The organism is Myxococcus sp. AB056, assembly GCF_006547365.1.
Classification (GTDB): Bacteria; Myxococcota; Myxococcia; order Myxococcales; family Myxococcaceae; genus Myxococcus; species Myxococcus virescens.
Map to the genome: position 1 here is coordinate 130,411 of NZ_VHLB01000003.1, position 20,083 is coordinate 150,493.

The window sequence follows — 20,083 nt, forward strand, 5'->3', positions numbered from 1 at the left end:
CAGCGGTGAGCGAGTTGAAACCTGAATCAATCTTCAACTCTGCTGAAACGAAAAGCGCCGCGTCGTTTCCGACGCGGCGCGGCAAAGGTGCTCCGTCAGCGGCTCAACCCAGCTCGGCGGCAATCACGGCGCCCAGGCGGCGCATGCCCTCGGCAATCAGATCCGGCGGGCGGTTGGAGTAGTTGAGGCGCATGAACTCCGGGCGCGGGTTGTTGGCGAAGAAGGGCGCGCCCGGCACGAAGGCCACCTTCTGCTCCACCGCCTTGGGCAGCAGCGCCTGGGCGTCCAGCCCGCCGGGCAGCTCCACCCACAGGAACATGCCGCCTTCGGGGTGCGTCCACCGGGTGCCCGCGGGCATGTGCGCCTGGAGGGCGTCCAGCATGGCCTGGGCGCGCTCGCCGTAGACGGGGCGCAGCGACTCCAGGTGGGCCGCGTAGTCGAAGCGCGCCAGCAGCTTCACCACCGCGCGCTGAGCCAGCGTGGCCGTGTGCAGGTCGGTGGACTGCTTGGCGATGGCCAGGCTGCGCACGAAGTCGCGCGGGCCCACCACCCAGCCCAGGCGCATGCCCGGGGCCAGCGTCTTGGAGAAGGTGCCCAGCGACACGACGACGCCCTCGTCGTCGAAGGCGGACAGGGACGGCACGTGCTCGCCGCGGAAGCGCAGCTCGCCGTACGGGTCGTCCTCCAGGATGAGGAAGCGGTACTGCTGGGCCAGGCGGACCAGTTCGCGCCGCCGCTCCAGCGACAGGGTGGTGCCCTTGGGGTTCTGGAAGTTGGCGACCACGTACACCAGCTTGGGCTTGTGCGTGGCCAGCAGGCGCTCCAGGTCGTCGGTGCGCATGCCCTGGTCGTCGCTGCCCACCGTGGCGAAGCGCGCCTCATAGGCGCCGAACGTCTGCAGCGCCGCCAGGTAGCTGGGGTTCTCCACGATGACGAGGTCACCGGGGTCCAGCATCACCTTGGCCACCAGGTCGATGCCCTGCTGCGAGCCGTTGGTGATGAGCACCTGGTCCGCGTTGGACTGGCGGCCGCGCTTCTGGAGGTGGCCGCAAATCCACTCACGCAGCGGGCCGAAGCCCTCGGTGGTGCTGTACTGGAGCGCGGCGCGGCCCTCGGTGGCCAGGGCCTCGGCGTGCGCCTCGGCGATGGCTTCCAGCGGGAAGAGCTCCGGGGCCGGCAGGCCTCCCGCGAAGGAGAGGATGTCGGGCCGCTCGGCGACCTTCAGGATTTCGCGCACCGCGGACGTCTTGATGCGGGACATCCGTTGGGCCAACCGCCATACGGGCGGCGGGGGAAGGGGGGCGCTCATCGCGTCGGCGCTCATACGTCACGCTCCTTTTGGGGTGTCTGGAGGCACGCGGACATGCGTGTCCTCCTTCATGGACGTCAGGACGATGGTGGTCTGCGTGCGGGTGACTCCCGCGATGGTGCGCAGCGTTCCCACCAGGAGGGAGTCGAGCGAACGGGTGTTCGCCGTCTTCACCTTGAGAAGGTATGAGTCCTGGCCCGCCACGCGGTGGCACTCCAGGACATCCGGCAGCAACAGCACCTTCTGCAAGAACTCGTCGAAGTACTTCGGGTGCTCGATGCTCACGCCGATGAAGGCCGTGATGTCCTTGCCGAGCTTCGCCGCGTCCACGCGGGCCGAGTAGCCCGTGATGACGCCGCGCTCCTCCAATTTGCGGATCCGCTCCGCCACCGCCGGCTGGGACAGCTTCACCGCACGCGACAGCTCCAGCTGCGTGGCGCGGCCATCGCGCTGCAACATGTCGATGATGCGGTGGTCTAGTTCGTCCAGGAACATGGGGGCGTTTGCCTTGAATTTATAGGCACTTTTGCGGGACGGCAGATAATTTATATTTGATGCTCCAAGGGTGCAACCTCGAACGCGACGTCCATTCGCACCGTGAACTGTGTCGATGCTGACAGTGGAAAGGTGTGTCTGTCCGCCGGGCGGAGCCTCGGCCGGACGGCGGCTGGAAACTGGGGCGAGCCAGGTGCGGTGGCACCTGCCCAGGGCTCGTTGACGCCGCGCATTGTGTCCGGATGAACGGAGGGCTGGCGCCTGACTGTTCACGGCGCCGCGCGCCGTGCTCGTGACAGCAAGTCCGCGTCACGGGCCGGGAGCCCGATCACTTTGGGGCAGGACGGCAGAACATGGGCCGCAGACTCGCCGCGTGCATCCAGGAGAGCCTGTCGGTCTGTCGTCTCTCTTTGAAGAGGATATCTACGCCGCCTCACTGGCGAGCAGTGGCGGGCCCATGCGTGGGGTTGCGTGCGCGTCCACCTCGGTGCGCGGCTGGGGACGGCTCGGCTGCACCTGCCCGGCACCTATGTGGGAGGCGTGGAGGCTGCCAGTGGCGACCTTGCGGCGCACGACCTCTCGCGAGGCCATTGCCGACAGTCCTATGTGTTTGTGATTTCCAGCTCCGAGCGCGGTGCAGTGGACTGCATGTCACTTCGGGGGAGCCACGCATGAGCGCCGTGTGTCTGCCCGTCTACGTCCAGAATGCGCCTCCCGCGCATCCGTGCTGGCGCACTCCGTGTCACCGTCCGTCACTCAGGCCGAGGATGATGTGGCATGTCGTGCCCGCGCCGCCTCCCGCGCGGCAAGTCCAGACGCGCAACGGCTCCCGTCGCGTGGCCACGTGTACTGAACATTCAGAGTAGGCTTCGCGCACGTCGGCGCCGCACGAGTGCTGACGCCGTGCGTCGAACGTGCGGTTTGACGCGCGAAGCCATCGACCGTGCTTTGACACCCTCCCTGCCGGGTGCTACCGCTAGGTGAAACATGAATCGGGCTTCATCTTCTCCAGACCGCTCCGGACCCGTCACGCCGCGAGGCCAGAAGACGCGTGCGAAGCTGTTGAAGGCCGCGGAGTCGGTCTTCGGTGAGAAGGGCTACGAGCGCGCCTCCATCGCGGACATCACGCGCAAAGGTGGCGTGGCGCTCGGGACGTTCTACGTCTACTTCCCCGACAAGCAGTCCATCTTCGTCGAAGTGGTGGACGAGCTGGGCACGCGCCTGCGCCGGCTCATCGCCGAGTCCGTGGCCGGCTGCGAGGACCGCGTCGACGTGGAGCGCCAGGGCCTGCGCACCTTCTTCCAGTTCGTGCGGCAGCACCCCAATCTCTATCGTGTGGTGCGCCAGGCGGAGTTCGTGGATGAGGCCTGCTACCGCCGCTACTACGACCGCTTCGCTCGCGGCTACGTGAGCGGGCTCACCCGCGCCATGGAGGCGGGCCAGGTGCGGCGCATGGACCCGGAGGCGCTGGCCTACTGCCTCATGGGCATCAGTGATTTCCTCGGCATGCGCTGGGTCCTCTGGGAGGAGGACCCGGGGCTCGAGCGCGTCCTCGACACCGCGATGACGCTCATCTCCCACGGCCTGGACCCGCGTGCCTCCACGGGCCGCAACACCGTGAAGTCCTCCGCCGCTTCGAAGCCGAAGCCGAAGCCCAAACCGAAGCCCCTGAAGAAGAACACCCTGCGTCCCGCCCGCCGACCGGCGCGCGGCGCCCGGAGCTGACGAACACTCATGCGATACGCCCAGATTCTCTCCACTGGCCGCTACGTCCCCGAGAAGGTCCTCACCAACGCTGACGTCGAGAAGATTCTCGGTGAGAAGGTGGATGAGTGGCTCCAGCAGAACGTGGGCATTCGCGAACGCCACATGATGGCGGATGACCAGGCCACCTCCGACCTCTGTGTGGGCGCCGCCCGCCAGGCGCTGGAGCGCGCGGGCACCAAGCCGGAGGAACTGGACCTCATCATCATCGCCACCGACACCCCGGACTATCTCAGCCCCGCCACGGCCTCCGTGGTGCAGGCGAAGCTGGGCGCGGTGAACGCCGGCACCTACGACCTCAACTGCGCGTGCGCGGGCTGGGTGACGGCGCTGGACGTGGGCTCCAAGACGATTGCCGCGGATGACAGCTACCGGCGCATCCTCGTCGTGGGCGCCTACGGCATGTCGCGCTACATCAACTGGAAGGACAAGAAGACCGCCACCCTGTTCGCGGACGGCGCGGGCGCGGTGGTGCTGGGCGCGGGTGACACGCCCGGCTTCATGGGCGCGAAGCTGCTGGCCAACGGCGAGTACCACGACGCGCTGGGGGTCTACACCGGCGGTACGAACCGCCCGGCCACCGCGGAGTCGCTGGAACTCACGGGCGGCAAGCCCGCGGTGCAGTTCGTCCGCAAGTTCCCGGCGACGTTCAACACCGAGCGCTGGCCCATGCTGCTGGACCAGCTCCTCAAGCGGCAGAACCTGAAGCTGGACGACGTGAAGCAGTTCGTCTTCACGCAGCTCAACCTGCGCACCATCGAAGCGACCATGAAGATCCTGGGCCAGCCGATGGAGAAGGCCCACTACACCATGGACAAGTGGGGCTACACCGGTTCGGCCTGCATCCCGATGACGCTGGATGACGCGGTGGTGCAGGGCAAGGTGAAGCGCGGCGACCTGGTGGCCCTGTGTGCCAGCGGCGGCGGGCTCGCCATGGCCTCCGCCCTCTACCGCTGGACGGCCTGAGTCACGCCATGACGGAGGGCGCGCACATGTTCATCGGTGACTGGATGGGCCGTGGTGCCCTCTACTGGCCCGACAGTGTCGCGGTGGTGGACCCGTCCCGGGGTGACACGGGCCGCTTCACCTACCGCGCGATGAACATGCGCGCCACCGCGCTGGGCGGCTGGCTGCGTGACGTGGCCGGCGTGAAGAAGGGCGACCGGGTGGGCATCGTGGCCCACAACGGCGTGGAGTACCTGGACGCGCTGTTCGCCTGCGCGAAGATTGGCGCCGTCTTCGTCCCCTTCAACTGGCGCCTGCACGCCGCTGAGCTGGCGGACCTGGTGCGCTCCATCCGTCCGGGCGTGCTCCTCTTCGGCGACGACTTCCGCGACACCCTCGCGGACGTCCGCGAGCGCCTGGGCGGTGGTCCCCGGCTGGTGTCCCTGGAGTCGCAAGGCCTGCCGGGCGCGGATGCATACGCGGCGACGCTGGCCCACGTGCCGGGCTCGCCGGTGACGCAGGACGCGGTGTCCGAGGAGGACATCCTCTGCCTCATCTTCACCGGCGGAACGACGGGGCGCTCGAAGGGGGCTCGCGTCAGCTACCGCATGGTGGCGTGGAACACCCTCAACACGTTGGTCCACGAGGTGCGGCCCGGCGACGTCACGGTGACGCACACGCCCATGTTCCACACGGGCGGGTTGCTCGTGTACACGCTGCCGCTGCTCACCGTGGGCGGCACCGTCGTCCTCATGCGCCGGTGGGAGCCGGAGGCGCTGCTGGACCTCATCCCCCGGGAGAAGGTGACGCTCTTCTTCGCGGTGCCCACGCAGTACCAGCAGCTCCTGGAGTCGCCGCGCTTCAAGACGACGGACTTCTCCTCCGTGCGCTTCATGACCAGCGGCGGCGCGGCGCTGCCGGTGCCGCTCATCCAGGCGTGGCAGGCGGTGCACCCGGTGCCCTTCAAGCAGGGCTTCGGCATGACGGAGTTCGGCCCGGGCCTCTTCAGCATGGGCCCGGAGTACGCGGTGTCGAAGGCGGGCTCCATTGGCCGGCCCAACTACTTCATCGCCGCGAAGCTGGTGGATGACGACGGCCGGGAGGTCCCCACGGGCGAGGTGGGGGAGCTGCTCCTCAAGGGCCCCTCCATGTGCTCCGGCTACTTCGAGGACGAGGCCGCCACGCGCGAGGCGATTGACGCGGAAGGGTGGCTGCACACCGGCGACCTCGCGCGCGTGGACGCGGACGGCTTCTTCACCATCGCCGGGCGCAAGAAGGACATGTTCATCTCCGGCGGAGAGAACATCTACCCGCTGGAGCTGGAGTCCGCGCTGTACGAGCACCCCGCGGTGGCGCAGTGCGCGGTGGTGGGCGTGCCCGACGAGAAGTGGGGCGAGGTTGGCCGCGCCTTCGTGGTGCTGAAGCCGGATGGGAAGGTTTCGGCGGAGGCGCTGTTGGAGCACCTGCGGGGACGCGTGGCGCGTTTCAAGGTGCCCAAGCGCGTGGAGCTGATGGAGCGCCTGCCCATCTCCGCGGCCGGAAAGATTCTCAAGCGTGAGCTTCGCGACGCGGCCGTGGCCGCGGACCGGGACAGCTCGCGTCATTGAGCGTGAACGCACCTTGAAGGACGGGCCACGCCAACGGTGGCTCGCTGCCTGTCGACTGTCGCGTCAGCCCGGCGATGCCCGCCGGAGGAAGAGGAGCAACCCATGAAGAAGAAGCTGCTGCTGTCCGCGGTGATGACGTCTGCGCTGTCCCTGGTGGGCTGTGGTGAGAGCGACCCGGTGGACAACACGCCCAACCTGAGCACGCCGCAGGGCATCCTGGCGTTCGTGGAAGGCAAGACGCTGACAATGACTGGGGCCAACATTCCCAGCCATCCGAACGGCTTCAGTGAAGACATCAACTTCGGTGCCAGCTCGCAGTGTTATCAGAGCGTCACCATGACGGTGCAGGGCGGCAACTTCCGGGTCGACAGCATCCCGGGCACCATCGAGGGCGCGCCGAACGCGGGCATGTCCGGCACCTGCAACCCCGAGCTCCCGCAGAACGCGCTGTCCTTCACCTCGACCGTCGTGAGCATCGAGAACGTGCAGGGCGACGGCGAGTGCTTCGACGTCGCGTTCACCTACCCGGGCTTCCGGCAGGTGGGTCGCGGCGCGTTCTCCGCGGACCGGCGGACGCTGGACCTGGAGCTCTTCTTCGAGGGCGGCGCCACGGGCGCCAACTGCGCGGCGGGTGGTGTGGGCTCGGCCACGGTGAACCAGGTCATCGGGGGCGAGAGCCGGCCGTTCGATGGCAAGGCGGTGCAGCGCTACACCATCGGCGGCTAGCGTGAGTCCCGCTGGAAGGGAGGCGTGCTCCTCCTCCCTTCCGCGTGGGGCCCGTGCCCGGCGGGTGCCGTGTGGCGCGGGCGCGGCAGGGGTGGAGCACGGCCTCGCGAGGCGGGCAGTCCGCGGGCCACGGAAAAAGTCGAGCACGCAGACGTTCGCAGTCCGGCCAGAAGGCTGGGAGCGCCCCCGCGCATGGGGCCGAGGTGTTTATGGCACGGTGGTGGTTGTCCGAGGCACGCAGGGCGGCGCGGCGGTCCGCGGGAGCCCTGGCGTTGGCGCTGGCGGGTGTGTCGCTTCCGGCGGCGGCGCAGAGCACGCCGGTTCCCGGCCTTTACTACGGTGAGTGGAACGACGAGGCGAACCGCGACGAGGACGCGAAGCCGAGTCAGTTCAGCCTCATCAACTACTTCTTCACGCGCGTGTCGGTGCAGAACCAGGTGGGCGACCCGGCCGGCCTTCGCGGCGTGTCGCTGGGCCCCATTGGCATGCCCGCGGGAAGCGCGGTGCGCGCCGAGCCCGGCCTGTCCGCGTACTTCATCGAGCAGCGGTGGATTCCCGTCATGGAGTACAGCCCCCACTTCGTGGACGGGCTGGCCTCCTTCCGGGCCCAGTTCGAAATCGACTACATGTGGGGCCGGTCGGCCAACGCGCTCCAGCAGAACGAGGGCGGCGGCTTCAACGCCGACCAGGTCAACATCCAGACGAAGAACGTCAACGTCGCGCTGTATCCCACGCGCAAGCCGCGTGAGCTGACGTTGCTGGTGGGCACGCAGCCCGTCTACGACAACGTCTACGACCCCACGCGCACGCCGCTGTCGGACATCACCCGCACCGGCTACAAGATGAGCTTCCTGGGCAGCGACGCCACGGGCATCTCCCTCTTCAGTGGCTACAAGGGCCTGGCCAAGCTGAGCCTGATGCCGCTGGGCACCGCGCAGGCGGACAAGGGCACGCGCAACGACCCGCGCCTGAAGTACATCTGGCTCATCACCGGCGACTACGTCTACCCGGTGCGGCCCAACACCAACGTGGGCCTGTCGCTGTGGTTCCTCAACGACCAGACGAAGGGGGACGCCTACGCCTTCGAGGGCCTGGTGAAGAGCGGTCCGTCCTCCACGGGGCTCAACACCTTCACGGGCACGGCGCGCTTCGACATCGCGCGGCCCACGGGCAACGTCTTCTGGGCGGGCGCCAACTTCAACCACAACATCGACTTCCGCACGGGCCGGTTCGGCGCGTCCGGCTTCGTCATGTACAACGGCGGCAAGTACGTCAGCGACGACCCGGAGCGCTCCGCCCTGGCCGAGCTCAACATCTCCGGCCTCTCCGCCAACCTGGAGCTGATGTACCAGTGGGGCCGCGGGCCCGCGGACATGCTCACGCTGGAGGGCATGTACACCACCGGCGACGACGACCTCTCCGACAGCCGTTACACGGGGGCCTTCACGCTCAACCAGTACGGCCTGCCGGGCGCGGTGTGGTTCAACCACAAGATGCTCATCCTGTTCCCGTTCACCAGCACGGTGAACAACTACACGGGCGCGGTGACGGACATCTCCAACCAGGGCTACGGCATGCGCGCCGCCATCGCCACCGCGGCGTGGGACATGGTGCCCAACAAGCTGAACCTCAAGCTGGGCGTGGGCACCGCCACCTCCGACGCGACGCCCGTGCGGTGGACGCCCGAGGTCGAGCGCGGCCGGTACATTGGCACCGAGGTCAACGCGGAGCTGCGCTACCACATCCGCTACCTCATGACGGCCGGCCTGCACGCGGGCTACCTGTTCCGGGGCAGCTTCTACGACGGCTCGCCCACCATCCGGACCAATCCCTTCTCCGTCTTCACCACCTTCACCTGGTACGCGTTCTGACCATGAGCACCTCCCGCGCATTCACGGCCCTGCTCCTCGCGGCGGGGCTCTCCTCCGCCGGTTGCGTGCGCTCGTACGCGCACCAGCCCGCGCTCTCCTTCCAGGATTTGGACTACACCTCCGAGGGCTCGAAGCAGCCCTGGCCGGTGAAACGGATTCCGCTTCCGCGCACCGCGAATCAGTACGGCATGGCCGTGGTGCCAGAGATGGCCTACGTCGACATGCCCGGCAGCGGCCCGGACGCGAAGGCCGTCGTCTTCATCCACGGCCTGGGTTCGTACCTGAAGTTCTGGCGGGCGCAGCTGGACGCCTTCCAGCAGCAGGGCTACCGCGTCATCGCGGTGGACCTGCCCGGCTACGGCAAGTCCGACAAGCCCGGCACCTTCCCGTACACCATGGAGGCCATGGCGGACGCGGTGCTGGAGCTGGTGGACGGCCTGGGCCTGGACAAGCCCGTGCTCGCCGGTCACTCCATGGGAGGGCAGACGTCGCTCTCCTTCGCCATCCGCTACCCGGAGTCGCTGAGCGCGCTGGTGCTGGCGTCGCCCGCCGGCTTCGAGAAGTTCAGTTGGCGGGAGAAGGAGTGGTTCGCGCGGGCGATGAGCTCCGAGTTCATCAAGTCCGCGCCGGAGGCCAGCATCTGGGGCAGCGTGCGTCAGGCCAACTTCATGCACTGGCGGCCGGAGCTGGAGTGGCTGATTGAGGAGCGCGTGCGGCTGGCGAAGTCGCCCGAGTTCGACGCCTACGCCTACGCCAACGTGCGCACGGTGCGAGGCCTGTCCCACAACGACTTCGTGCGCGACAACCTGCACCGCGTCACCGTGCCCACCGTCATCATCTACGGCACGGATGACCGGCTCATCCCCAGCCCCTTCCTCCACGGCGGCGAGGCGCGCGGCATCATGGAGTACGGCGCGTCCCACATTCCCGGCGCGAAGCTGGTGGCGCTGGAGGGCTGTGGGCACACCGTGCAGCTCGACTGTGCGGAGCGCTTCAACGAGGCGGCCTTCGCGTTCGTCCGCGACGCGGCGGCGGGGCGCATCGAGGTGCCGTCCGCTCCCGCGAAGGAGGAGGCGCCGCGGCCGGAGTCTCCGCCCGCGCCGGCGTCCGAGCCGCTCACGCCGGAGAGCTTGCCTCCGCCCACGCCGGGCCAGGAAGGCGAGCCGACGCCGGGCGTGCTGCCCCAGCCGTAGTGGGGTGCTGCGCCGGTCCACCTCCACCCTCTCGCGAGGGTGGAGGTGCCGGGTGCGGATGACTACGGGATGGTGTGGTTGACCACCATGTCGTACTGAACCTCGGCCGTCAGGTCCTTCGAGTTGAAGTGGCCGTAGGGGTAGCCGGTGTAGCGCTTCTCACCTGTCTGCCCGGGGATGCGCGACGTGTACTCACCGTAGACGATGCCGTCGTAGCCGATGATTTCGTCCGCCGTGGAGTAGATGGTGTAGCGGAAGGCGCCCTCGTAACCGCTCGTCGAGCGCAAGTCATTGAGGTACGTCGAGCGGCCGGTGACGCTGCCCCAGAAGAGGTAGCCCGGGTACAGGCCGTTGGTGGAGCCGCAGGTGGGCGTCGTCGGGCCGGACATGTAACAAGACGTCAGGCCCAGGTTGGCGCCGGCGATGCCGACGAAGGTGTCCACCGAGGACGTGAGCGGCGCGCCCACGTTGTATGTGCCGCCGTCCGCCGCGTCGTGGGCCGTGCCGCCGAGGATGGCCTTGCGCGCCAGCGTCACGCCCATGGAGTGGGCGATGATGTCCACCTTCGAGGCCCCGGTGTACGCCTTCACCGCCTCGATGAACTTGCGCACCTTCATCACGTTCTGCTTCGAGTGGTACTGGTTCGCCGACTGGAGCGCGTTGGCCGGGCCCCACGTCGTCGCGTACAGCTCGCTCGTCTTGTAGCCCCGCGAGTGGAAGTACTCGAGGGAGTTGGTCCAGCCTGTCTGGCCGAAGACCGAGCCCACCGCCTTGTCCGAGTTGCCGTGGATGAAGATGACGGGCTGCTTCGTCACGGTGTCGGAGGCGCTGGCCTTGCCGCCGTAGCTGCCGCCCGTGAGGTCCGTGCGAACGAAGTCGTAGCTGTTGTAGCCGTTGGACGACAGCCAGTTGCGGAAATGGGTGGTGGCGCCGGAGGTGGAGACCGCCGCGGCTTCCACTTCGCCCATCGCCTCCTCGTGGGACGCGATGTCCTCGCCGCAGCCAGTGGTGATGCCAAACAGCAGCGTGCTCGCGAGATACAGCGAAGGCCTCAGTCGCATGGGCATACTCCTTCGTTTGTTTGGGAATTCGATACACAGTCTAGAGACATCTCTCGCGCGCGTCTTCCGCTGACTGGACGTGCGCGGACGTTGTCGCGTTGCGTCGCGTGGTAAGCAACGGGCCATGCGCGCACGCAAGGTCGTCATCCGGAAAGCAGGTGGGTATGAGCAGCTCCACCTTGAAGAGGTGAATCAGGATTCACCTGGAATCGGTGAGGTCCGGGTGGCCACCGAAGCCATTGGGGTGAACTATGCGGACTGCGTCATCCGCATGGGGCTGTACGCCTCCGCGAAGGAGTATGTGGGGTGGCCCATCACCCCGGGCTTCGAGTTCGCCGGCCACGTGGATGCCGTGGGACCGGGCGTGGAAGACCTGGCACCCGGAGCGCGAGTGTTCGGCGTGACGCGCTTCGGTGGTTACGCCACCCACGTCACGGTGCCCCGTCACCAGGTGTTCACATTGCCCGCGCGGCTGAGCATGGAGCAGGCCGCGGGGTTCCCCACGGTGTTCCTCACCGCGTACTACGCCCTGTTCGAACTGGCGCACCCGCGTCCGGGGGCCAACGTGCTAGTGCACTCGGCGGCCGGAGGCGTGGGTGGGGCGTTGCTCCAGTTGGGTCGCATCGCCGGGTGCCGGATGGTGGGCGTGGTGGGTGGGACGCACAAGGTGGAGACGGCTCGCGCGCAGGGGGCGGAGGTCGTCATCGACAAGAGCCGGGAGGACTTGTGGAGCGCGGCCAAGAAGGCGGCGCCCCGTGGATATGACGTGGTGCTGGATGCGAACGGGCCGTCCACGCTGCGCGACAGCTACAAGCACCTGGCGTCGCCGGGGAAGCTCGTCATCTACGGCTTCCACTCCATGCTGCCGCGCACCGGCGGGCGGCCAAGCTACGCGAAGCTGGCCTGGGACTGGCTGCGCACGCCGCGGTTCGATCCGCTGACGCTCACCAACGACAACACCAGCGTGCTGGCGTTCAACCTGTCGTACCTGTTCGAGCAGCGCGCCGTGTTGGAGGAGTCCATGGCGCGGCTCTTGGGCTGGTTGGAGGAGGGGAAGCTGGTGCCGCCACCGGTGAAGTCGTTTCCGTTGGACGCGGTGGCGGATGCGCACCGGGCACTGGAGTCCGGCGGCACGGTGGGGAAGCTGGTGTTGGTGCCGTGAGGGCGTGCGTCAGAGGGGGAGCTGCGCGCCCTGCAGGGTGAGGAGGCTCTGCGGGACGACCCATGCCGCCTCCGGGTCGGAGAGCACGCCGAGGTACGCGCCCGGCACCACATGGGCGCCGTGCGCCACCGGGACTCTCAACCGGAGGGGGACCTTTCGCGGCGCTGGGTGGGACGGGTGCCACGGGATGACGTGGAGGTCGAGCAGGTAGTGGATGCTGCGGCCGTCGCTGTCCCGCACCTGCTCCACGATGGCCGAATCCGTGATGCGCGCCCACGTCAGGATGGCGCGGCGCACGTGCTCAACGTGTTCGGCCTGGTTGTGCTGGCGGGCTTTGCTCTCCTGGCTGAACCGGAGCGCGGCGAAGATCCACGCCACCAGTCCGCCGATGAAGCCCACCATGGCCACGGCACGCTCGTTTTCGTAGAGGGCGTAGGCGCCCAGTAACGGAAGGCCGATGCCGATGATGATGGTGTTCGTGGTCCCTTGATAATGCGCGGGCGGCTTCGGCTGAACGCGCAGCGGTGGAGGCGGCCACGGTGGCGTGGCGCCCTCGGCGAGGGTCGACGGCGCGGGGCTCAATGCAACGAGCTGGGTGTTGTGGTGCGAGAGCATGTTCGTGACGACTTTCTGTGTGCCTGGGGTGACGCACATTCAGGCCGTGCTGTGTGTGTCCCGGCACGTACTTTCAAGCATGCGACGGCACGGCCGAAAGCCCCATTCTATCGAGCGGGCCGAGGCGCCTGTTGGGGAGCGGAGTCCTTCGCGGGAGGACCCTGGGGGCGTGCGCGCTGACGCTCCCGCATCATCGCGTCGATTCGGCGGCCCAGCGCAGGGATTCGCTGCGTGTAGCTGATGGACGTGCTGACGTAAGGGAAGCCGTCTTCGCCCTTCGCGAAGTCCGCCGCGTCGGCCACTTTCGCGTCGTAGTAGCGGTAGCCCAGGTTGGACAGGAACACGACGATGTATCGGCGCCAGGGCTTGCCGGGCAGGGAGCGGACGATGCCGCCGTCGCTGCCGTAGTTCTCCGTCAGCCCTGTCTTATGGAGGAATGTGACTTCCGCCGTCGCGTTGCAGGGGCGCGTGTCCCGGCCGAAGGCGGTCTCCGCCGCCGTTACGGTGCCGTCCTCGGAGTTCACCCATCGAGTAGGGACGGCCGCGGGGATGCCTGGCTCCGCGCGGGCATCTCCGCACAGCAGCGTGGATGACAGCGCTTCGTGCAGGGCCTGGTCGGCGAGCAGGGATTGGAGGTGGGTTCTGGACGCGCCAGAGAGTTCCTTCGCCGTCACCTCGCGGCCCGATGCGGTGCGCCAGAGGGCACCGGGGCCTCCTTCGATGAGCAGCAACAGCCGCGCTGTATCCAGCGCTGTCATGTGAATCTGGCCGGGGTTCCAGCTCCGGCCTGTCACCGGGGACGTGCCATGGACTTGCAGCGTGTCCAGGCCCAGCGCCGCCAGCTCCGCGTTGAGGCCCGCCATCGCGCCTTGTTCGTGGAGCAGCTTCACCAGGGCCTCGGTGGCGGTGTTGTCCGATTCGGTCACCATCGGCTCCAGCCAGTCACGTATCGGGCGCGTGCCCTTGTCCTCGGTGTCTCGGAGGAAGCGCCAGGGCTGGTCCAACGTGAGGTGCCCCTGGTCCACCCACCGGAGGACACGAAAGGCGATGAGCAGCTTGAAGAGCGAGGCGGGGTAGGGCGCCATGAAGCGGAGCGGCGCTTTGTCTCGTCCGGGGACCAGGGGCTCCGTGGGTGTGGCCTCGTGGGCGCCGCTGTCCCAATGGTCCAGATTCCACGCTGTGTAACGCACTGCCGTGGTGCCCAGCGTTTCGACGTCGATGGGGACGACGGCGCCACCTGGGTAGTCGCGCGACAGCAGCACGTTGGCGGCGGCCGTGGGGCGGCTCCGGGCATCCAGTTCGATGACGGCGACGTCGACGTAGGGCGCGTGGGCGATGCGCGCACCGTCGCGCTTGAAGTCGAGCACCTGGTCAAAGCCTGCGTCCCGCACGGCCGCGAGGAGTGACTGCTCCAGCGTGGCGGAGGCTTTGGCGCGGCGTGTGCGTTCAGTGGATGCGGCTCCTGCTTCCGCACCCAGCAGGAGGAGCATTGCGACGAGCAGCCATGGGTGGGATGGGGGCTGCATGTCGTGTGGCTCTCCGAACGGGTGGGGCGGTGACGGTGAGGCGGGTTGCTTGCCCGCTTCCCTTTCCTGAGCCGGGCGCGATGCCGCCGGGTTCAGCTAGCGTGGATACCATGCCCATCGTCCATGACTGGCTGGCACGGCGTGCCGCGCTGGCCCCTGAGCGTACCGCCCTCATCGACGCCGACCATGGCGAGCGACGCATCTCCTTTCGTGAATGGAACGATTCGGCTTCGCGTACCGCCGCTTTCCTCCACCATGTGCTGGGCGTGGGGCGAGGGGACCGTGTGGCGGTGCTCGCCTACAACTGCGTCGAGTTCCTCGACCTCTTCTTCGCGTGCGCGAAGCTGGGCGCCGTCCTCCAGCCTCTCAACTGGCGGCTGAGTGCCGCGGAGCTGGGAGCACTACTCGCGGATGCCGAGCCAGTGGTGTTCGTCTTCGGGCAGGAGTTCCGAGCCCAGGTGGAGGCCGTGCGGTCTGGCGCGTCCTTCGTGCGCCACTGGCTCAGTCTCGCGGCTCCAGGGCCGCGCGAGCGGGCCTTCTCCGAGCGCGACACGCAGACGGACGTGGCCCTCCCTCCGCTGGAGCTGGAGGAGGATGCCCCATGGGTGCTCTGCTACACGGGTGGAAGCACCGGTCTGCCGAAGGCTGCGGTGCTCACGCACCGCTCCATCACCGCCAACGCGGTGAACACGGTGATGGGCTGGGGCCTGACCGCCGATGACGTGGCGATCCTCAACGCACCGTTGTTCCATGCCGGAGGACTCAGCGTCTTCACCGCGCCGCTGGCTTACGTCGGCGGCGCATCGGTGGTGTGCCGGGGCTTCGATGTGGAGGGCGTGTTCGACCTCGTGCAGCGGGGCGTGGTGAGTCTCTTCTTCGGCGTGCCCACCATGTTCATCGAGATGCAGCGCCACCCGCGCTTCGATGCCGTGGACCTGTCACGCCTCAAGCTGGTCATCAGCGGCGGCGCGCCCTGCCCGGGCCCCGTTTTCGAGCGCTTCTTCGCTCGTGGCGTGGACTTCAAGACGGGGTATGGCCTCACGGAAGCGGGCCCCAACAACTTCTGGCTTCCGCCGGAAGACGTGCGCCGCAAGCCGGGGGCGGTGGGCGTGCCCCTGTTCCACGTCGAGGCTCGCATCGATGGTGAGACGCAGCCGGGCGACGTGGGCGAGTTGCTCTTGCGAGGCCCTCACCTGTGCGCGGGCTACTGGCGCCGTCCGGAGGACACCGCCCGCACCTTCGCGGACGGCTGGCTGCACACCGGCGACCTGGCCACGCGGGACGCGGAGGGGTGCTTCCGCATCGTGGGCCGCAGCAAGGACCTCATCATCTCCGGCGGAGAGAACATCTACCCGTCGGAAGTGGAGAGCGTCCTCGCGGGGCATCCCGATGTGGCCGAGGTCGCCGTCATCGGCGTGGCGGACCCCAAGTGGGGGGAGACGCCGCGCGCGCTCGTCGTCGCACGGCCGGGCACCTCGCCTTCGGCGGAGGCCCTGCTGCGCTTCTGCGACGGACGGCTCGCTCGCTACAAGACACCGAAGTCGATTCGTTTCGTGGAAGCCCTGCCGAGGACCTCCGCCGGCAAGGTCGACCGGCGCACGCTCGGTGCCGCGCACGGCGCGCCCTGAGTTGCCCACAAGTCCTCCCCAGGCCCGTGTCCCTGGCGGCTGCGCATCCGTTCGTGCCGGGCCGCCGATGTGCCGGTCACGCGGCAGGCCATCTTTGTCGAGCTGGCCGACGACGGAAGAGGCGCGTCAGGGCCTGGGTCGAGTCTGCACGCCCACCGCCAGGATGCGCATGGTCCGGACGTCCACGGCGTAGGTGGTGATGTCTCGAAGCGGCTTGCCGGAGATGGCTTCCACGGAGAGCGCCGGTGATGGCGGGCAGACGGTGTCGTTCTGCTGGAACTCAACCAGGACCACGCCCTCCGGCCCCGGCGCAGAAGTCACGTCGTAGGACTGTGGCAGGTAGAGGCATGCCTCGTCGGGGCGAACACCCGGGGGGATGGCTGCACCGCGTGGCCTGAAGTCATCCATGGCGAGTTGGATGGCCGCGGCGGTGTTCCCTTCCAGGTGAAGCATCCCTTCTGATGGGAGTTCGAGTGGGAAGGTGAAACCCGCCGCTTCTTCGGGTGTCGCTCGGGGAAGGAGCGGCGCGGTTGTGGCGCAGCCCACCGACAGGGCTCCGAGCATGAGGAGCGAAAGCGGCCCAGAGCGCGTCATGGCTGCTGCACCGCCAGGATGCGCCACGCGCGAGTGTCCACCGCATAGGTGGCACCCATGTCGGTGACGGGGCCGTCTTGCATGCAAGCACCTGCGCTGACGGAGAAGCGAACGAGGAGGATGCCTTCTGGCATGGGGGCGGTCCTCACGTCATAGGACTGGCGCTGGTTCAGGCAGACCTCCACGGGGGAAGCGTTGCCCGGAATGCGAAGGTGCCTGGGACGGAAATCATCCATCGCCAACTGGATGGCGGCCGCCGTTGCGGAAGGAATCTCGTGTCGGCCGTCAGCAGGAAGCGCATCCGGGAACTTGAACCACGCGGCTTCTTCCGGTGCGGCGCGTGGAAGCGTCGCGGGGCGGGGGATACATCCCGACAGCAACATGCAGAATGAGAGGACCTTGAACTTCATTCCGTCACCGTGGTGATGCGGCCGGTGGCCTTGTCTTCGGGAAGGATGCGTCCAACGAGTCTCCATTGCCGGGCTTCCCGGACGTACAGTTCGCCAGGCCGGGCCTCATTCGCATGGGGAACGAGCTTGTGGATGATGCACCGGGCGTCGAACTGGATGCGGATGAAGTACCGCTGAGTGTTCGCTCTGCGGTCCTCTTCCGACATGGGGGACGGCGACCAGGGGTGGCTGTGATAGTCGGCGATGACCGATGCCCGGCCGCGTGCGTCCTTGACGCTCATGGGGGCATAGCAGGTCTTTCGCCTGCTGGGGCCCACAGGGCGTTTCGTGCCCAGTGGAGACGGGAAGCTCGCGTGGTAGATGCCATCGCCCAGGGAATAGAGCGCCCCGCAGTACTCCTGGCCATGGTCGCGGTCCGTCGCGCCCGGTAGCCGCATGATGGCGGGGCAGAGCTGGTCGATGACCACGTCGATGTCATCGGAAGGGGAAATGGCCTCCCAGGGCCCCCGGACCCAGACACGCCGGCTGGTGGCGTTCACGAAGCCATAGTGCTCGGCTTCACGGGGCATCCCTGGGGCGCCAGCGCACGCGGCGAACCAGATGCTGGCGAAGAGCAAGCACCGATTGTGGCGCATTCCAGGGAGGCTAGCAGCCATGTGGGCCGCGGCCAATTCACCCCCGCGCCGTGAAGCGTCCGGCCAGGTCCTTCAGCTTGGACGCCCGTGCCCGCAGGTCTTCCACGGAGCGGGCAATCTGCTGCACGCCAGCCACCGACTCCGTCGAGCGCACCGAGAGCGCCTGGATGCTCCCGGCGATGCTCTCCCCCGACGCGGACTGGCGCGTGTTCTCGTCCGCCATCCGCTCCACCTTCCCGCCAATCTCATTCACCCCCGCGAGCAACCGCGACAGCGCGTCTCCCGCCGCCGAGGACAAGCCCAGCCCTTCTTGCGCCGCCGTGGTGCCCTGGCGCATCAGGTCCGCCGCCGCCCGCGTGTCCGCCTCGCTCCGGCTTAGCAGCGTCTGCACCTGCCCCGCCGCATCCCGCGTCCGGTTCGCCAGCTTGCGCACCTCACCGGCCACCACCGCGAAGCCCTTGCCGTGCTGGCCCGCGCGCGCCGCTTCAATCGCGGTGTTCACCGCCAATAACTGCGTCTCCTCCGCCACCTGCTGGATGAGCCGCAACATCTCCGCAGTCACCCGGCCAGAGGCCTGCAACCGCTCCACCGTCCGCGCCGAGCCCTCCACCACCTCCACGATTTCCGCCATCTTCCGCAGCGCCTGGCCCACCGCCGCGCCCCCCTCGCGCGCCACCTGACCGTTGTCCGCCGCCGTCTTCGCCGCCGTGCGCGCCGCCTCCGCTCCCTGCGACACCCGCGCGCTCATGCCCTGCACCGTCTGCGCCGCGCGCTGGAGTGAGTCCGACTGCTCCCGCGTCGTCACGGACAACGCATCCGCGGAGGCTCGGATGCGCTCCGCGTCCGCCGCCGTGGCGCCCGCCGCATCCACCAGCGCCGCCACCACCTCGCGCAGTCCCGTCACCATGGTGTTGAAGGCCGCCGCCAACTGGCCCACCTCGTCCGTGGAGCGCACCTCCACCCGGGCCTCCAAATCACCGCGCGCCACCCGGTGCGCCGCCTGCGCCAGCTCCCGCACCGGCCGCACCACCCGGCGCGACAGATATGCGCCGGCCATCAGCGCGAGCGCCAGCGCGCCGCCCACCGCCAGGAGGATGCGCTGGCGCACCGCCGCCACCTCGCGCTCGATGTCCTCCACGTACACGCCCGTGCCCAGCACCCAACCCCAGGGCGCGAAGAGCTTCACGTAGCTCTCCTTCGGAATGGCCTCCGGCGAGCCCGGCCGCGTGGCTTCGTAGGACACCGCGCCCTGGCCCTGGGCCCGCGCCAGCGTGACGATGTCCACGAACACCGGCTTGCCGCGCACGTCGCGGTAGCCCTTCAGGTCCTTGCCCAGCATGTCCGGCAGGTGCGGATGCATGACGAGCCGCGTGTCCAGGTCGTTGACCCAGAAGTACTCCACCTGTGAGTAGCGCAGCTGCTCCAGCAGCGCCGCGGCCTGCGTCTGGGCCTCCTGTCGCGTCAGCGCGCCCGACCGCTCACGGGCCTCGTAGACCTCCAACACGCCGTAGGCCGTCTCCACCGCCTGCTTCAGTCCCAGGATGCGGTCCGCGCGGAGCTGCTCCCGCAACTGCGGCAAGACGAACCCCAGGATGACGACGAGCAGCGGCAGCGCCACCACGCCCATCGCCACGCACAGCTTCACCAGCAAATTCCGGCCGACCGCCATCGGCCCTCAGCGTATCCGCCGCGTCGTCACCGCGCTCGTCCACCTGAGTCTGGAAATACCCCCGGTGTCAGTCCTGCAGGGGGTTCGCACACCCGGTGAGGTCTCCTGCGATTCATCAAGTCCTGTATTTCCAGATAGATATGAAGCGTGGTGAACCGCTTCTGCGCACGTTGAAAACATGAACCAACCCTAGAGGGCGGGACAGCGTGCAGGACTCGACGGAACCGTAGGAAAGTCGCCGCACAACGTATCAGGTCCTCCTGGCACCCAGGTGACTGCATGGGCCCGGAAGGCATGCGGAGGCCTCTCACTCGACGTTTTCCGTCGAGAAAAGGCATCGGCCGCGCGTCGTGGATGGACTCGCGAAGTCCACTGCGTGCACAGCAACCCTATGGGTGAACAATTGGAGACTGACCCGGCAAGTTCTGTCTGTCTGCCCCCATACGTCCTATGCCAGCGGCCAAACGTTCCGGGTCGGTAAGGCATGGACAAGAAACTCGCAACCACAATCGGAGCTGCCGCGCGCGTTGCTCGCACCCGCCTGGAGCTCACCCAGGCGGACGTGGCTGAGCGTATCGATGTGGCCACCGAGGTCTACGGGCGCTTGGAGCGCGGCGGGATGCTGCCCAGCGTGCAGACGCTGCTGAAGCTGTGCCACGAGCTCCACGTCTCAGCGGATGAGCTCCTGGGGCTCTCCGCGAACGCCGTCAACGGGGGCGCGCGTCCCGGTGACCCGCCCGCCTCGCCGCAGGAGCGCCCCGAGGTCCGGCGCCTGCTGCGCACCGTGCGTCCGCTGGAGCCCGCGAAGGTGAAGCTGTTGGGGCTGGTGGCCAACGCGCTGAACCGCCGCTGAGCCTCCGCCGCTTCAATCCC

General features: G+C 68.1%; 19 protein-coding genes. 9 read left to right on the forward strand and 10 right to left on the reverse strand.

The genetic code is table 11. From position 1 onward, the window contains the following. Window positions 1-103 precede the first annotated feature (103 nt). The 3 genes from FMP39_RS02505 to FMP39_RS37295 form a co-directional block, all read right to left on the reverse strand. Window positions 104-1,324 carry a PLP-dependent aminotransferase family protein gene (locus tag FMP39_RS02505; protein ID WP_141588429.1) on the reverse strand — a complete coding sequence of 407 codons (1,221 nt, stop codon included), beginning with the start codon at window positions 1,322-1,324 and terminating at the stop codon, window positions 104-106. 3 nt (window positions 1,325-1,327) lie between these two features. After that, entirely contained in the window at window positions 1,328-1,804 is a 477-nt protein-coding gene (locus FMP39_RS02510; protein ID WP_011550359.1) for an Lrp/AsnC family transcriptional regulator, read from the reverse strand. Between the two features lie 423 nt (window positions 1,805-2,227). Beyond that, entirely contained in the window at window positions 2,228-2,395 is a 168-nt protein-coding gene (locus FMP39_RS37295) for a hypothetical protein (RefSeq protein ID WP_194858200.1), read from the reverse strand. A gap of 396 nt (window positions 2,396-2,791) precedes the next feature. On the opposite strand from FMP39_RS37295, the gene FMP39_RS02515 reads away from it, so the two are divergent. From FMP39_RS02515 to FMP39_RS02540, 6 genes are all read left to right on the forward strand, one after another. Then, window positions 2,792-3,529 (forward strand): TetR/AcrR family transcriptional regulator, encoded by a 738-nt coding sequence (locus FMP39_RS02515; protein ID WP_141588430.1) that lies wholly within the window; start codon window positions 2,792-2,794, stop codon window positions 3,527-3,529. A gap of 9 nt (window positions 3,530-3,538) precedes the next feature. Beyond that, entirely contained in the window at window positions 3,539-4,534 is a 996-nt protein-coding gene (locus FMP39_RS02520) for a 3-oxoacyl-ACP synthase III family protein (RefSeq protein ID WP_090490963.1), read from the forward strand. Between the two features lie 8 nt (window positions 4,535-4,542). After that, a complete protein-coding gene (locus tag FMP39_RS02525) occupies window positions 4,543-6,120 on the forward strand; it encodes a long-chain fatty acid--CoA ligase (RefSeq protein ID WP_141588431.1) in 1,578 nt (525 codons plus the stop codon). 36 nt (window positions 6,121-6,156) lie between these two features. Beyond that, window positions 6,157-6,846, forward strand: a complete 690-nt coding sequence (locus FMP39_RS02530) for a hypothetical protein (protein WP_140786679.1) — start codon at window positions 6,157-6,159, stop codon at window positions 6,844-6,846. Window positions 6,847-7,055: 209 nt separating this feature from the next. Then, the gene (locus FMP39_RS02535) at window positions 7,056-8,717 is read left to right on the forward strand and encodes a hypothetical protein (RefSeq protein WP_228557589.1); all 1,662 of its coding nucleotides are present in this window, start codon (window positions 7,056-7,058) and stop codon (window positions 8,715-8,717) included. Window positions 8,718-8,719: 2 nt separating this feature from the next. After that, the gene (locus FMP39_RS02540) at window positions 8,720-9,910 is read left to right on the forward strand and encodes an alpha/beta fold hydrolase (protein WP_141588433.1); all 1,191 of its coding nucleotides are present in this window, start codon (window positions 8,720-8,722) and stop codon (window positions 9,908-9,910) included. 62 nt (window positions 9,911-9,972) lie between these two features. On the opposite strand, the gene FMP39_RS02545 is transcribed toward FMP39_RS02540, so the two are convergent. Continuing rightward, a complete protein-coding gene (locus tag FMP39_RS02545; RefSeq protein ID WP_141588434.1) occupies window positions 9,973-10,977 on the reverse strand; it encodes a lipase family protein in 1,005 nt (334 codons plus the stop codon). Window positions 10,978-11,095: 118 nt separating this feature from the next. Between FMP39_RS02545 and FMP39_RS02550 the strand changes: the two genes are divergently transcribed. Continuing rightward, a complete protein-coding gene (locus tag FMP39_RS02550) occupies window positions 11,096-12,133 on the forward strand; it encodes a medium chain dehydrogenase/reductase family protein (protein WP_141588435.1) in 1,038 nt (345 codons plus the stop codon). A gap of 9 nt (window positions 12,134-12,142) precedes the next feature. Here the strand turns inward: FMP39_RS02550 and FMP39_RS02555 are convergent, their stop codons facing one another. Continuing rightward, complete coding sequence (locus tag FMP39_RS02555) at window positions 12,143-12,748, reverse strand: hypothetical protein (RefSeq protein WP_228557591.1); 606 nt, start codon at window positions 12,746-12,748, stop codon at window positions 12,143-12,145. Between the two features lie 107 nt (window positions 12,749-12,855). Next, window positions 12,856-14,274: a serine hydrolase gene (locus FMP39_RS02560; RefSeq protein WP_228557592.1), complete on the reverse strand. Its 1,419-nt coding sequence runs from the start codon at window positions 14,272-14,274 to the stop codon at window positions 12,856-12,858. 110 nt (window positions 14,275-14,384) lie between these two features. On the opposite strand from FMP39_RS02560, the gene FMP39_RS02565 reads away from it, so the two are divergent. Continuing rightward, window positions 14,385-15,902 carry a long-chain fatty acid--CoA ligase gene (locus FMP39_RS02565; RefSeq protein ID WP_141588437.1) on the forward strand — a complete coding sequence of 506 codons (1,518 nt, stop codon included), beginning with the start codon at window positions 14,385-14,387 and terminating at the stop codon, window positions 15,900-15,902. Window positions 15,903-16,028: 126 nt separating this feature from the next. On the opposite strand, the gene FMP39_RS02570 is transcribed toward FMP39_RS02565, so the two are convergent. The 4 genes from FMP39_RS02570 to FMP39_RS38540 all read right to left on the reverse strand — a co-directional run bounded on the left by FMP39_RS02570 (window position 16,029) and on the right by FMP39_RS38540 (window position 19,210). Then, the gene (locus FMP39_RS02570) at window positions 16,029-16,355 is read right to left on the reverse strand and encodes a hypothetical protein (protein WP_228557593.1); all 327 of its coding nucleotides are present in this window, start codon (window positions 16,353-16,355) and stop codon (window positions 16,029-16,031) included. A 137-nt stretch (window positions 16,356-16,492) separates the two neighbouring features. Continuing rightward, window positions 16,493-16,906 carry a hypothetical protein gene (locus tag FMP39_RS02575; RefSeq protein WP_228557594.1) on the reverse strand — a complete coding sequence of 138 codons (414 nt, stop codon included), beginning with the start codon at window positions 16,904-16,906 and terminating at the stop codon, window positions 16,493-16,495. Then, the gene (locus FMP39_RS02580) at window positions 16,903-17,541 is read right to left on the reverse strand and encodes a hypothetical protein (RefSeq protein ID WP_141588438.1); all 639 of its coding nucleotides are present in this window, start codon (window positions 17,539-17,541) and stop codon (window positions 16,903-16,905) included. The genes FMP39_RS02575 and FMP39_RS02580 overlap by 4 nt, the downstream gene beginning before the upstream one ends. A 37-nt stretch (window positions 17,542-17,578) precedes the next feature. After that, window positions 17,579-19,210, reverse strand: coding sequence for a methyl-accepting chemotaxis protein (locus FMP39_RS38540; RefSeq protein WP_141588439.1), 1,632 nt, complete (start codon window positions 19,208-19,210; stop codon window positions 17,579-17,581). 484 nt (window positions 19,211-19,694) lie between these two features. On the opposite strand from FMP39_RS38540, the gene FMP39_RS02590 reads away from it, so the two are divergent. Continuing rightward, window positions 19,695-20,063, forward strand: coding sequence for a helix-turn-helix transcriptional regulator (locus FMP39_RS02590; RefSeq protein WP_140859971.1), 369 nt, complete (start codon window positions 19,695-19,697; stop codon window positions 20,061-20,063). The last annotated feature ends 20 nt before the right edge of the window (window positions 20,064-20,083 follow it).

Bases quoted from the DNA above. Each gene is read 5' to 3' on its own strand.
- FMP39_RS02505 (WP_141588429.1), bottom strand. From the start codon at position 1,324: ATGAGCGCCGACGCGATGAGCGCCCCCCTTCCCCCGCCGCCCGTATGG.
- FMP39_RS02540 (WP_141588433.1), top strand. From the start codon at position 8,720: ATGAGCACCTCCCGCGCATTCACGGCCCTGCTCCTCGCGGCGGGGCTC.
- FMP39_RS02535 (WP_228557589.1), top strand. From the start codon at position 7,056: ATGGCACGGTGGTGGTTGTCCGAGGCACGCAGGGCGGCGCGGCGGTCC.
- FMP39_RS02550 (WP_141588435.1), top strand. From the start codon at position 11,096: ATGCGCGCACGCAAGGTCGTCATCCGGAAAGCAGGTGGGTATGAGCAG.
- FMP39_RS02565 (WP_141588437.1), top strand. From the start codon at position 14,385: ATGCCCATCGTCCATGACTGGCTGGCACGGCGTGCCGCGCTGGCCCCT.
- FMP39_RS02560 (WP_228557592.1), bottom strand. From the start codon at position 14,274: ATGCAGCCCCCATCCCACCCATGGCTGCTCGTCGCAATGCTCCTCCTG.
- FMP39_RS02580 (WP_141588438.1), bottom strand. From the start codon at position 17,541: ATGCGCCACAATCGGTGCTTGCTCTTCGCCAGCATCTGGTTCGCCGCG.
- FMP39_RS02575 (WP_228557594.1), bottom strand. From the start codon at position 16,906: ATGAAGTTCAAGGTCCTCTCATTCTGCATGTTGCTGTCGGGATGTATC.
- FMP39_RS02545 (WP_141588434.1), bottom strand. From the start codon at position 10,977: ATGCCCATGCGACTGAGGCCTTCGCTGTATCTCGCGAGCACGCTGCTG.
- FMP39_RS02525 (WP_141588431.1), top strand. From the start codon at position 4,543: ATGACGGAGGGCGCGCACATGTTCATCGGTGACTGGATGGGCCGTGGT.
- FMP39_RS02520 (WP_090490963.1), top strand. From the start codon at position 3,539: ATGCGATACGCCCAGATTCTCTCCACTGGCCGCTACGTCCCCGAGAAG.
- FMP39_RS02570 (WP_228557593.1), bottom strand. From the start codon at position 16,355: ATGCTTCACCTGGAAGGGAACACCGCCGCGGCCATCCAACTCGCCATG.
- FMP39_RS02555 (WP_228557591.1), bottom strand. From the start codon at position 12,748: ATGCTCTCGCACCACAACACCCAGCTCGTTGCATTGAGCCCCGCGCCG.
- FMP39_RS02510 (WP_011550359.1), bottom strand. From the start codon at position 1,804: ATGTTCCTGGACGAACTAGACCACCGCATCATCGACATGTTGCAGCGC.
- FMP39_RS37295 (WP_194858200.1), bottom strand. From the start codon at position 2,395: ATGGCCTCGCGAGAGGTCGTGCGCCGCAAGGTCGCCACTGGCAGCCTC.
- FMP39_RS38540 (WP_141588439.1), bottom strand. From the start codon at position 19,210: ATGGCGGTCGGCCGGAATTTGCTGGTGAAGCTGTGCGTGGCGATGGGC.
- FMP39_RS02590 (WP_140859971.1), top strand. From the start codon at position 19,695: ATGGACAAGAAACTCGCAACCACAATCGGAGCTGCCGCGCGCGTTGCT.
- FMP39_RS02515 (WP_141588430.1), top strand. From the start codon at position 2,792: ATGAATCGGGCTTCATCTTCTCCAGACCGCTCCGGACCCGTCACGCCG.